The sequence below is a fragment of the Shimwellia pseudoproteus genome, from assembly GCF_016415625.1.
In the GTDB taxonomy this organism is placed as follows: domain Bacteria; phylum Pseudomonadota; class Gammaproteobacteria; order Enterobacterales; family Enterobacteriaceae; genus Shimwellia; species Shimwellia pseudoproteus.
The window spans coordinates 1-12630 of the sequence record NZ_WBXP01000067.1; the positions used below are offsets into that span (position 1 = coordinate 1).

Below are 12630 nucleotides of genomic sequence, written 5' to 3' on the forward strand. Positions count from 1 at the left end.
TTGAACTTTTGCTTTGTCACAGGATGTCGCTACAGGGTCAGGAGTGTGGTGATCTGATCCTAATTTCGGCTAAAAGTTCGATTTATTCAACAAAGCCGTCATCAGCCTGAAAGTACCCATATGCTGACGCGGATCTTTTCTTTTCGCGGGATCCCTTCGTCATATCGTAAAGTGGATGGCTGGGGCGTCCACGCCTTCAAATTGATTAATGCCAAAGGCGAAGTGACTTATGTGAAGTTTCACTTTAAGAGCCGCCAGGGCAATGAAGGATACAATGTTCATCAGGCTCAGGAAGAGCAGGGCAAAGATTTTAATAACCTGACAGATGATCTGTATACCAACCTGAAGAAAGGTAATTTCCCGGTTTGGGATCTCTATATTCAAACCTTAAAACCCAGCGAGTTGAACAACTTCCGTTATAATCCGCTGGATGATACTAAGGTCTGGCTGGATGTGCCGGAAGTTAAAGTGGGTACCCTGACACTGAATAAAGTGCCGGATAATTTCTTCCAGACCACTGAAACCGTCGCTTTTGATCCGTCGAATATGGTTCCGGGTATTGAGCCTTCCGAAGATCGCATGTTGCAGGGGAGGTTATTCTCCTATGCCGATGCCCATATGTATCGCCTGGGGTCAAACTACCAGCAGTTACCGATCAACCGGCCACGGGTACCGGTAAATAACTATAACCAGGATGGTTATGGCAACCAGGAACATACCAAAGGAGACGTAAACTATCAGCCTTCTGTTGAAACGGGTGCCGTCACCGATAATCCGCAGTACAAAGCAACGCAAACGGCGTTGAGCGGTACCACGCAGCAGCAGATTATCGCGAAAACCGATAACTTCGAGCAGGCCGGTGTTTATTACCTCTCCCTGACCCCGCAACAGCAGGATGACCTGATTGAAGCCCTGGGGGGTGAACTCAAGAAAGTGAAAAACCCGACAGTGCGCCAGGCCATGCTGAGCCACTTCTACAAGGCGAACGCGACCTACGGTACCCGGCTGGCCAACTGGACAAAAGATGATGTGAAAACCATCCAGGCGCTGGCGGACAAATTAAAAGATTAACCCATCAAGGAGCTGCCCACCTTTGGTGGGCAGAGTCACTGCGAATGAACAGACTATATTTATCGGGCGTTCTGGCGGCACTGTTGATCTCGACTTCGGCAGTTGCTGCCATGGACGAGCGGCTGGGAGAGGCGGCCCGCCAGGGGGACTTGGCCACCATTAAGGCGTTGGCCAAATCCGGGGTCAATCTTAATGAATCTGATGACAGCGGCTACACGGCGCTGATTCTAGCCCTTTATCATGATCAGCCAGCGGTGACCCGCTACCTGTTAGCCCAGGGGGCAGATCCTAACCGGGCCGATAACCATGGCCGCACGGCGCTGATGGGGGCGGCATTTAAGGGCGATACTAAGGCCGCGGATATCTTGCTGGCCGATTCGCGTACCCAGATTAACCTGCAAAATCCCCAGGGGCAGACGGCGGCAATGTATGCGGCGCTGTTTGGCCATAAGGTCTTTTTACAACACCTGGTCGCGAAGGGGGCCCGGCTGGATATTAAAGACGCGAAAGGAAATACCGCGGCCTCGCTGGCGGAATCCCAGGGCAATCAGGAACTGGCTAACTGGATCAAACAGCAGCAACATGCCGGTTGATTACCTTAACTGCCTACCCGGCACGAGATAGCGCACATGGCATCTCGTGCCGGGTTTTCTCATCGTCTTCGCGTCTTTTCCAGTCACTATTCTGCTGACACATTACCGCCGATACGGCGCCGCTGTCACGGTTATCCCGTCAGGTGGCGAGGGTTCACATCGGCAATCAATCAGTAAATCTGATTGATTACTCTGTTTTATCTATTGGACCCACCAGACGGCGGCGTGAATACTCAGTGATTGCCATCTGCGGCGTAAGGTGATGGCGAAGGGATATCGGCTGCGGCTCTCCGTCAGGGGGCCGCGCGCGTGAGCCTGCTTCCACCCTGAATCGCTGAGATTTCCCCACCTCACCAACACGCCCGCCAGTTTTCTTGTCCGCGTGCCGGGTTTACCGGCAGTCATATGGGTTATGTCATAGAATCACCGGTCCTCTCCAGCGTGTGGGATCAGGTGCTGAAAATGGCTAACCGTATGAATAAGGAAGTCATAATGAAAATTATCACCATTGAAGAGCATGTCTCCGACCCGGATATTGCCCGTGCCTGTCAGCAGCGTAGCCAGGCAGAATCGCCGTACTTTATGGACTGGGTTAAGGCCTCACGCGATATCCCTGAACTCTTGAGCCAGGACTTTCCACACCTGGTGGGGGCCCAGACCGCGATCACCCGGGCGGCAGATATGGGGGAGCAGCGTCTGGCCAATATGGATGCCTGCGGCATTGATATGCAGATCCTCTCTTATAGCAACTCACCGCAGTTGCTCGATCCTGAACAGGCTATCCCGCTTACCCGGGCGGCCAATGACCGGCTGGCGGCTGCCGTTGCGGCCCATCCCGATCGCTTCGGCGCGTTTGCGACGCTGCCGTGGTCAGACCCACATGCCGCTGCCCGGGAGCTGGAGCGCACAGTCACCCAGCTGGGGTTTTGCGGTGCGCTTCTGACGGGCCGCCCCGGTAACACGTTCCTGGACGATCCGTTTTATGGGCCGGTGCTGGCCGCCGCCGAAGCGCTGAATGTCCCGATTTACACCCACCCGGGGGTGCCGTTACCGGCCGTGCAACAACCGTATTACGGCGGCTTCTCTGCGGACGTGAGCGCCCGTCTATCGATGTTTGGCTGGGGATGGCACGCCGAAGGCGGGGTGCAAATTATCCGCATGATCCTGAGCGGAGTCTTCGATAAATACCCGCGGCTGCAAATTATCGCCGGGCACTGGGGCGAAATGGTGCCGTTCTATCTGGCGCGGATGGATGAAGCGCTGCCCCAGGAAGTCACCGGCCTGACACGCACCATCACCGACACTTTTATCCAGCATTTTTATATTACGCCGAGCGGTATGCTGAACCGGCCACATATGCAGTTCACGCTGGATGTGGTCGGGGTGGATCGGATTATTTACGCCGTCGATTATCCGTACCTCACCAATAAAGGCGCCCGTGATTTTCTGGAAACGGCGCCAATCAGCCAGCAGGATAAAGAAAAAATCGCGCACCGCAATGCCGAAACGCTGTTTAACATGCAGCCTCAGTAACAGGAACGCTGACGAAAACACCGCCGAAGAGGGGGAACCGGATGCGGCGGTGTCTTTCAGGGCAGTAACTCATGGATGGGAGTAAACATTTAGTATGTACAATAAATTCGCGAAGCAGGTTGTGGCTGAAACCCTGGTCTGGATTGAAGAAAACCTCACCGAACCTTTATCAATCGAGGCGATAGGGGCCCAGTCCGGCTATAGCCCGTGGCATTTTCAGCGCATGTTTAAATATTTTACCGGGGTCACCCTGGGGAAATATATCCGAATGCGGCGCCTGACCCGGGCAATGATGGAGCTGAAATACAGCACCAAAAAAATCGGCTGATATTGCCGTTGATTATAATTTTCAATGCAATGCGTCGTTTACCAAATTCTTTACCCAAAATACCGGTGTGCCGCCGTCGCAATACCGTAAAAGCCCGCGCTTTTTCAATCGTAGTTTTACCCCGCCAATTAGCCTGTACCACCCGGTGGAGCTTAAAACACCGGTGATTATTCAGCGCGAGGCGATCTGCTGTCGGGGGGATAATGATATATTGAACTGCGATGCATCCATCGGTGAGCAGGATTATCTGCGCTTCTCCCGGCAGATCCAGCGTGATTATTTACACAAGTACGGGGAGTACGCCAGGCTTGCCGTCACTCACGTACGCAGCAACCAAAGTAAACACTATATCTCGTTCGATAAATATGTCGGTACTGGCGTTAGCCAGCCTGTTTCTGGACGTAATACAGCGCTTTTACCTGCCGGTAATTATGCACGATTTATTTACCAGGGCGATGGGCGGAACTATTTTTATTTCTTAATGCAGGCCCATGCCTATCTGTTAAATGAGATGCATTTCAGGAAAATAGGCGAGTATTTTATTGAAAGTATTGTCGCGATGAGCCATCAGGATACTGAAGTGCCTGAGTTTACGCTGCATCTGGATATTCCGGTTTACGATGATGGATTACCTCAGGAAGATAAACAGCCCCGGTGGTTGGCGCCAGCGTCCCCGCGCGATCTCACCTGTAGCGCGGTGATGGAAGGTGCCTGACCGGTATTTTATTATACCTTGCGCATAAACAGACAAATTTTCTGTGAGAGTGGATAGTAAATTCAGCAACAGATTTATATCGTCATAACAGGATGCTGTCCGTAGCCCTGGGCTACGGCAGAAAATAACAGGAGTTCATGGATGTCTCCGATACTTCATTTATTGCCCGGCGCGGCCCGGCAATGTCATCGCGCTATCACCGCCGCGGGCGCTATGGCGCAGAAAAAACGCGCTCCCGCCAGCAGAAAAATGGTGCTGACCATAGTGAGCGAAATCGCCGTTATTCTTGCGGTTATCCTGGTGGTATTTTGCACCCTGCGGGAGTGTGTTTTAAAAGTCCAGGCCATCAGGGATGCCGGGGTGAATGCTACCCACTGCGACAAGCCGCTGACGTATATTCCCCGATGGCAATAAGGTTATCACCCTGAACAACAAAATAATAAAACTCAATGCATTAGCGGATGGTAAATATGTTGGCTGGTTTATTTCAGGTGAGTGCTGCACGGGTTAACGCGATAGGAATACCCTCGTTGCGGTATTTTGCCGTTATTCACCTGCTGGCGCTGGAAATACCCGTCCCCCGGCTGGCCTGGCCGGGAGACGGGCTGCGTTTATGGCGCTCCCGATGGGGTTAAAAGTCAGCGGAGAGCCCCAGGGTATATGAACGCCCATCGAGGACTTTGCCGTAGCCCTCTTCTGAGATTTGCTTATCAAACAGGTTATAAATGCCGGTGTACACTTTGGCATATTTAACAAAACGATAGCTGGCGCCCATATCCATCATCATATAAGACGGGGTGGTGGTGTTATTGCCGGTGCGCTGGGTTTTACCGCGATAGCGCGTACTGCTCCACAGGTTAATGCTCTCGGTTACGTCCCAGTCGAGGGTCAGATTTGCCATCTGGCGCGGCAGGTCGCTAAACGGTTTGCCGTCATCCGGGCCGCCGGTAATTTTACTGCGCTGGTAAGTATAATTAAGGCTGGCATTCACCTCACCGATCGGGAAGGTCAGGGTGCTTTCCACCCCATAAAGATCGGCGCCGTCTTCGTTAACATACTGGCGAATAGACTGCCGGTAATCCCCGTTATAAAAGCAGCTCGCGGGTTTCCCTTTTGCGGTGGAACAAATTTCCCGGCGATCAATTTTATCGGTAAAGCGGGTGTAATAGGTCGTCACCCCCAGTTGTACTCCCTGGGCACCATCCCAGACGGCACCCAGCTCATAGTTGGTGCTGCGTTCCGGTTTTAAGTTATCATTGCCCATATCCCAGGCGCGTCCCCGGGCCGCATTCTCCACAATATCGCTGCTGGCCTGTTTCAGGGCAGGGGTTTTATAACCGGTGCTGACCCCGCCCTTGAGGGTAATATGCTCGTCAAGGTGGTAGACCAGGTAACCCCGGGGGGTAAAATACGAACCGTATTTCTGGTTCTTGTCGTAGCGCAGGCCTACTGTCAGGGCCAAATCATCAGTAATACGCCATTCATTCTCACCAAAGCCGGAATATTGCCAGCGATCCAGATCGGTCTGTCTGGAGCCGGGGAAACGCCCCGGGGCGTGGTTTATTTCTTCATACAGATAGTCCGCGCCCAGCACGGCATTATTATTCCCTATGCTAAAGAGCGTCCGGCTATTGAGATTGGTCTGGCGATAGTCTGAACTGGAACCGGGGTTATTCGCGCTCTTTTTCTCGCGGGTTTCGACGTGTTGCCGGGTATAAAAACTCTGGGTTTCGGTGGTCTCATTCCAGCGAATATTATGGCTCAGGGTGAGGCGGTCGGTATCGCTACTGGTGCCGGTTGGCGAGCTAGACTTAGGATCGCTTTTTGCTGTCCGATCGTATTGCTGGTGGTTATGGCTGACGTCCAGATCCAGCTTCTGGTGTTCGGTAAGTACTGCACTCAGGGTGCCGCCCAGATTTTGGTTACGGGTTTCCGGATAACCGAGCGGCTGGCTATCTTCACTGCGGTGCATTGTCGAGCCGTACAGGGACAGCCCAAGATGTTCTCCCCACAGCGGGCCGCTGAGGTAAAATTTCCCCAGTCCGGTATTCCCGGAGTGGCGGCTCTCGGTGAGGGAGCCTTCGGTGGTGACGCTGCCGCTCCATTTTTCTGACTGGGTTTTGGTGATGATATTGACCACCCCACCGGAGGCAGCGGAACCATACAGTGATGACATTGGCCCACGGATAACTTCAATACGTTCAATGGCTGACATTGGCGGCAGCGAATTGGTTTTTTGCCCGCTTCCCCAGCCGTTATAAAAAGCCTGTTCGGTATCGCCCACCGGTTTACCATTAATTAAAAATAGTACGTATTGTTCCGTCATCCCCCGGATGGTTACCGATTGGGCATTTAATTTCCCGCCGCCGGGGTTTTCAATCGACACGCCGGGGATATTTTTTAGCGCATCAGTAATATTGCGGTAGCCATGATTTTCAATCTCCTTAGCAGAAATCACCGACAGGGTTGCCGGTGCATCGGCTATTTGTTGTGGAAACCCTGCGGCGCTGACGGTCAGGGTATCTTCTTGCTTGTCACTAACATAATTATCACCGTTGCTGCCGGTGGGCGATTCGTCCTGCGCATAAACGCCGGAAGATAACAAAACTGAGGCTGCGGAGGTTAATAATAAACGCCGCGTAGTGATTGTATTAAGTTTATGCATAATAAAAATTTCACCCAGATGAAATTAATGAATAGCATCACATGTCATCCGTTTAAATTACGTCAGATGATAATGTTCGCGAAATAACAGCGAAGATATTTTTTATTTATTATCAGTTAATAACGATGGAGAAACTAAAACGACTGCGTTTAAAGCGAAACATTGACGTGACAAAATTACCGTCGGTGCGGCCAATATACTCTGCAAAGTCCCGGGTAATTTCTGCATCCCGTTCCATATTATCGGCAATCACTAGCGTGCCAGGATGAAAGCGCTCCTCCAGCATTTTTACCATCGGCAGGTACAGCGTCTTGTCGCCGTCGAGAAAGAGCAGATCAATCTCCCCTGCCAGGTCGCTAAGGGTTTCACGGGCATCCCCCACTTTGATGACGGCCAGCGAGTCTAACCCGGCGTCTTTCAGGTTCTGGCGGGCTTTGCGGGCTTTTTCCGGGTGATATTCGCTGCCGATCACATGGCCCTGATTTTCCGCTGCCGCCGCCGCAAGGTACAGGGTTGAAATGCCGTAGGAGGTGCCAAATTCGACAATATTTTTGGCCCGGCTGGCCCGGGTAACACTGTATAAAAATCGTCCCTGTTTTGGGCCCACCGACAAATAATGGGTTTTATGCAGTTCAGACGATCTGAAATCAGCACTACCGTGGCTGGCTCCGGCCAGCTGGCGCTGCTTTTCCCGTATTTCAGATTGTATTTTGGCGGCGGCATGTTCCCGGTTAATAACCGCAGCAACGGGAGGAGAATAAAGTATCGACATCATTATATCCTTAATAGGGCAAGATAACGGGGCAGTGGCGTTCAGGATGGGTAATAACGCAGACATCCTGCTGATACACGGTAGCGATCCGCTCACGTGTTAATACGTCCTGGGGGGGGCCGGCGGCAATCAGGCGGCCATCCTGCAATATGGCAATCGTGTCGGCGTATGCGGCGGCGACATTAAGATCGTGCAGCACCACCAGGATTGTCGTCCCCTGGCTTGCCAGATCTTTCAGGGTGGCCAGCAGCCTTTCCTGATGGCGTAAATCCAGCGCGGCGGTGGGTTCATCCAGCAGGATAACCGGCGTTTGCTGGGCCAGTACCCGGGCAAACGTCGTTCTGGCCAGCTCCCCACCGGACAGGGTCTGAATGTCCTGCCGGGCGAGATGGCTAATTTCCGCGCGCTGCATGGCCTGGTTAATGGCGTCGGCATCGGTATGCGGCGGCAGATCGCGCATCGCTCTGCCCATGGCCACCACCTCGGCGACCCGGAAGCCAAAATGCACCCGGGTATTCTGGGGAAATACCGCCCGCTGCTGCGCCAGCGCGCGCAGGCTATAGTGCTGGGGGGCTTTCCCGGCCAGGGTGATGGTCCCGTCTGAGGGCGGTGTATCGCCGGCCATCACCGACAATAATGTCGACTTTCCCGCACCGTTAGGGCCGACGAGGGCGGTTAACGTCCCTGGTGCACAGTGCAGGGTGATCCGGTTCAGCAGGCGCTTTCCCGCCACCGATAATGACAGATTGTCAGTACGAATCATCGTTATCTCCCCGGCGTTCAGCGCTGGCGCTTACGCCACATCATCCACAGAAAAAACGGGCCGCCGAGTGAGCCAATAATCATGCCAATCGGTAACTCTGAAGGTGCATCCAGGGTTCGGGCGGCAATATCGGCCAGTATCACCAGCAGCGCCCCGCCCAGGGCGGCGCTGGGGATCAGCTTGCGGTGCCCCGGGCCGACCAGTAAACGCGCCAGATGGGGGACCACCAGGCCGACAAAGCCAATGGTGCCGTTAAATGATACCGCGGCGGCAACCAGTAGTGCGGTGATAAAAATAAGCCGCCGCTGTAGTGCGCGTACATCTACCCCCAGATGGCGCGCCTGGCGGTTTCCCAGCGCCAGCAGATCAAGGGGCGTGGACCAGGCAATCAGCAGAGCAATCCCGGCGATGGCGGGGAGCAGGGTAATGCCCACGGTCAGCCATTTTGCCGAGGCCAGCGACCCCATGGACCAGAAGGTAATATTCTGCAATTGCTCCGCGCTGGCCAGATAGGTCAGAAAGCCCGTGGCCGAACCGCAGATGGCATTGATAGCAATGCCGATCAGCAACAAACTCGCGTCGGCATGGCTGGTTTTACCGGGCCGGGCAATGGCGTAAATCACCCCCGTGGTGGCGATCCCCGCCAAAAAGGCCCCCAGGGGCAGTGTCCAGGAGCCGAACATCGATAGCTGCAACACCACCACGATAATCGCCCCCAGTGAGGCCCCGCTGGACACCCCCACAATGCCGGGATCCGCCAGCGGATTGCCAAACAGCCCCTGCATGGCCGCCCCACAAGTTGCCAGGCTGGCACCGACGATCATGGCGGTGAACAGCCGCGGGAGCCGTAAATCCCAGACGATCTGTGCATGAAACTGTTCCGTGGCGGACAGCGGGCGATGGGATAATGGGCTCATCAGCGCCTGCCAGGTCTCCTGTAGCGACAGCGACACCGCCCCGGTGGTGATACTGGCCAGTAGCGCCACGCCAAAACCGGCCAGCACCACGAACAGGCTTATCCAGCGCCAGTGCGCGTTGGCTGCGGGTTTACAGACTGTGATGGTCATCGGACACCATATCCTTCAGTGCTTTTGCTAACGTTCGGGTGGCAATCCCGCTGGATGCCGCATCGGCGCGGACCTGAAGATCACGCATAATAATTAAATTATGCTGGCGTCCCGCCGGGGTCATATTCAGGCCCGGCACCGTTGCCCAGATAGTGTCTGCCCCGCCCAGGGCGGGCAGTTCATCGACCGAGACAATAATGACATCCGGCGCCGCGGCAATAATGCCTTCCGGCGTAATCGGGGTATAGCGGTCATTACCTATCTCCGCCGTGGCGTTTATGGCGCCGACACGGCGGATTAAATTATCCACTGCGGTGCCCCGCCCACCGGCGGTAAAGTGATTACCGGCGCCAATCCGCGAAAGGTGCATTAGCCGCAGCGGTCTCTGCCCCGGGAGCCGGAATGTCTGCGCTTCGCGGTAGTCCTGATCCAGAGAGGCTACCAGGGCCTCCCCCCGCTCAGGATGGCCCAGTAATGCGGCCATACGTCTGATTTTCTCCCTGGCGGGGAGCGTGCGATCCACCATTTTTGTGGTAATACCGAAGGGCTGCAGGCCATTAAGTAACTTAATATTGACCACGCTGGAGCCCACCACTTTCCCCGGACGCAGTGCCAGCACGCCCTCCACCCCAGCCCAGTCGCGGATTTTATGTGGCGTGTTGGCTATCCCCGGTAAATCCACCCGGGCCGGGCGCGCCAGAATATGATCTGCCATGCCGAGGGCCACCGTGATTTCTACTAAATCTATCCCGAGTAAGACCAGATCCGGCGTGGTGGTGGCCGGTGGGCTCTCCACCGGGCGGTATATCGCCGGGTAAGCCGGTGCCCCGGAGAGATCCACCACCGTGGCTATTGCATTCTGGCAAAGGAATAATGCCAAACATCCACTAATCAAAAAGTTACGCATATTGGTTATACTATATTGCTGCTAATGTATTATTAGCGGTAAGGGGTTAATTCAGCATCCGCTATTTAATTATGGTGTTGTCTATGGCGCGGTTATTTATCTGTTATGGCGCGATATTTTTCGGTGCAAATCATTTATTTGTTTTAGTGTATTTATGGTGTGCTGGGCGCGAGTTTCAGCAACTGATAATAACAACATGTCCAGACATAACATGATGGGGCTATGTGGATTCAGGCCATTACTGGCCGGGGCGCAGGGAATGGTTATCACGGCATCGGCCTCTTTATTTAACCGGGTATTACTGGCGTAATCTATTACTACCACGGGTATACCCAGCCGTTTGGCTTCACGCAGGCCGGAAAGCTCTTCATAAGCGGATAATTGCCCGGCGATAATTAGCATCATATCGCTGCACTGCAGGCGACAGAGCTGTTCCGCCATCCGCACCCCCGAACGGTTGATCGCCAGGGCATGAATCCCGGCATGGCCAAACATTCGCGCGCTGTATTTTGCCAGGGCGCTACAGTTGCCAAGCCCTAATACCGCCACATTGCTGGCATCGCTAATTAACGCCACGGCCAGGGTGATGGCGTGCCGGTTATCCGGGCGGGACAGCAGTTCTGACACGAGGTGGTTGGTGGCCAGTACCCGATCGATCCCGGCATTCACATCACGGGCAATTATCGCCATGGATTCGGTCAGGTTTGCTGCTGGCGCCAGCGAGTGGCCAATAATATTTTTCAGCTCCCGCAGCCCGGCAAAACCGAGGGTTTTTACCGTGCGGATTACGGTGGCGTCAGAGGTGTGCGTGGCTGCCGCAATATCCAGTGCTGTGTGGTGTAATACCTCTTCGCGGTTTTCATCAATAAAGCGCGCCACCGCGTGCTGGCTGGGGGGGAGCTGATGATAACGCGCCCGCAAGCGTTCGCCGTAAATATCGTTGTTACAATGTGTTTTATTCACTGTTCGCATCGTTATACCGGCCCTGTTGGTATTCCCTGGCGTTGGGTGTTGCAATTAAAAAAAGTGTAAATGAATCTCATTACCAGATGGATAGTGCTGGGTTGTCCGGTAGTAGTCAATCGATTATTCCGCGCAGGAAACTGTCAGAAATATGCCGTTTTATTGTCGTAACCAGCCGGCATTACACTAATAAGCGTAGCAATATCAACGTGATATTATGCCACGGCATTGCTGTAGTGGCAGAAGGGCCGATTGTCAGCGGGGGAAATAAAAGGCCCGGTGGTGATGGCCCGGGGGGCAATCACCGGCTTAGTCGCGCATCCCGGGCTGGGGGTTAACCGGCGCTGGAGGCGCTGGCTGGCGTGGTGATATTGCCCGGCTGTGGATGTGAGCGAGTGACCGGGGCAGGCTGGCGGGCCATTGCCCGGAAATGGCAGTAGCTGCCTGCGGAGGCCATAAAGCAGAGAACATAGCCGAATGATTCGCTGCATTCTTCAATGGCATTTTTAAGTACTCTTATATAGCCGTCATTAAGTACGGCATGCCATATGAATTGCATACCGAATAGACGCGAAAACACCAGTACACATAGCAGGCCGCTCATCATGATCCCGTAGTAAGGTGTCCGGGTATAATGCGTCAGTTGCGCCAGGGTTTTATTCCAGTGGCGCAGCGGGCGACATAACGATAAGAACGAGGTGAACAGGGCGAACCATACCCAGCTGCCGTGGAAGAATAAATCGAAAAAGCTGTCCAGTTCGCGAATTAGCATGGCGAGGAAAAAACCGCCGATCAGAATATTACAGTAGCGCTGGGTGTCATATTTTTTTGCCAGCCAGAAATGCATCACCACAATACATCCCAGCAGGGTTTCCTGAACGATCTCTGTCAGTGATATTTCCGGGACATCATCAGCGAAAACGTGAATATCGACCCATAACAAAAACACGGGAATAGCCGCTGCCGCTGCGGCACAAAGGAAAAAAAGAAAGCTTTTTAGAATAGACATCGCCGCCACTTATTCTGTTAAAAATGGCATGATAAGTAATATATATGTCGTATTGTTTTCACTTTGTGCTCATTTTATGACGTGATTTAACGTAACGAGCTATGGCGAGTGAGGTAATTTAAACAGGGTATTATATATCTGACTATCTAAGGAAGGTGCGAACAAGTTCCTGATATGAGATCATCATATTCATCCGGAGCGCATCCCAGAGGGACATCATGAGCCATCAACTCACCTTCGCCGA

General features: G+C 53.7%; 13 protein-coding genes. 6 read left to right on the forward strand and 7 right to left on the reverse strand.

Annotation, left to right across the window (positions count from 1 at the left end):
• Nucleotides 1-84: 84 nt before the first annotated feature.
• From F9C28_RS20420 to F9C28_RS18545, 6 genes are all read left to right on the forward strand, one after another.
• A complete protein-coding gene (locus F9C28_RS20420) occupies nt 85-1071 on the forward strand; it encodes a catalase (RefSeq protein ID WP_199016782.1) in 987 nt (328 codons plus the stop codon).
• A 44-nt stretch (nt 1072-1115) separates the two neighbouring features.
• Nucleotides 1116-1664: an ankyrin repeat domain-containing protein gene (locus F9C28_RS18525; RefSeq protein WP_199016766.1), complete on the forward strand. Its 549-nt coding sequence runs from the start codon at nt 1116-1118 to the stop codon at nt 1662-1664.
• 492 nt (nt 1665-2156) lie between these two features.
• The gene (locus F9C28_RS18530) at nt 2157-3197 is read left to right on the forward strand and encodes an amidohydrolase family protein (protein WP_199016767.1); all 1041 of its coding nucleotides are present in this window, start codon (nt 2157-2159) and stop codon (nt 3195-3197) included.
• 94 nt (nt 3198-3291) lie between these two features.
• Nucleotides 3292-3525, forward strand: coding sequence for an AraC family transcriptional regulator (locus tag F9C28_RS18535; RefSeq protein ID WP_199016769.1), 234 nt, complete (start codon nt 3292-3294; stop codon nt 3523-3525).
• Nucleotides 3526-3592: 67 nt separating this feature from the next.
• Nucleotides 3593-4240, forward strand: coding sequence for a hypothetical protein (locus F9C28_RS18540; protein WP_199016771.1), 648 nt, complete (start codon nt 3593-3595; stop codon nt 4238-4240).
• Nucleotides 4241-4381: 141 nt separating this feature from the next.
• Nucleotides 4382-4654 carry a hypothetical protein gene (locus F9C28_RS18545; protein WP_199016774.1) on the forward strand — a complete coding sequence of 91 codons (273 nt, stop codon included), beginning with the start codon at nt 4382-4384 and terminating at the stop codon, nt 4652-4654.
• A gap of 217 nt (nt 4655-4871) precedes the next feature.
• On the opposite strand, the gene F9C28_RS18550 is transcribed toward F9C28_RS18545, so the two are convergent.
• The 7 genes from F9C28_RS18550 to F9C28_RS18580 all read right to left on the reverse strand — a co-directional run bounded on the left by F9C28_RS18550 (nt 4872) and on the right by F9C28_RS18580 (nt 12386).
• Nucleotides 4872-6845 carry a TonB-dependent receptor domain-containing protein gene (locus F9C28_RS18550; protein WP_199016776.1) on the reverse strand — a complete coding sequence of 658 codons (1974 nt, stop codon included), beginning with the start codon at nt 6843-6845 and terminating at the stop codon, nt 4872-4874.
• 172 nt (nt 6846-7017) lie between these two features.
• A complete protein-coding gene (locus F9C28_RS18555; RefSeq protein ID WP_199016777.1) occupies nt 7018-7680 on the reverse strand; it encodes an O-methyltransferase in 663 nt (220 codons plus the stop codon).
• A 7-nt stretch (nt 7681-7687) separates the two neighbouring features.
• On the reverse strand, nt 7688-8440 hold the full coding sequence (locus F9C28_RS18560; RefSeq protein ID WP_199016778.1) for a heme ABC transporter ATP-binding protein: 753 nt from the start codon (nt 8438-8440) through the stop codon (nt 7688-7690).
• Between the two features lie 17 nt (nt 8441-8457).
• A complete protein-coding gene (locus tag F9C28_RS18565; RefSeq protein WP_199016779.1) occupies nt 8458-9507 on the reverse strand; it encodes a FecCD family ABC transporter permease in 1050 nt (349 codons plus the stop codon).
• Nucleotides 9488-10387 (reverse strand): ABC transporter substrate-binding protein, encoded by a 900-nt coding sequence (locus F9C28_RS18570; protein ID WP_199016780.1) that lies wholly within the window; start codon nt 10385-10387, stop codon nt 9488-9490. Before F9C28_RS18570 ends, F9C28_RS18565 begins: the two co-directional genes overlap by 20 nt.
• Nucleotides 10388-10510: 123 nt before the next feature.
• Nucleotides 10511-11377, reverse strand: a complete 867-nt coding sequence (locus tag F9C28_RS18575; protein WP_199016781.1) for a MurR/RpiR family transcriptional regulator — start codon at nt 11375-11377, stop codon at nt 10511-10513.
• A gap of 334 nt (nt 11378-11711) precedes the next feature.
• Nucleotides 11712-12386: a transporter gene (locus F9C28_RS18580; protein ID WP_233149169.1), complete on the reverse strand. Its 675-nt coding sequence runs from the start codon at nt 12384-12386 to the stop codon at nt 11712-11714.
• Between the last annotated feature and the right edge of the window lie 244 nt (nt 12387-12630).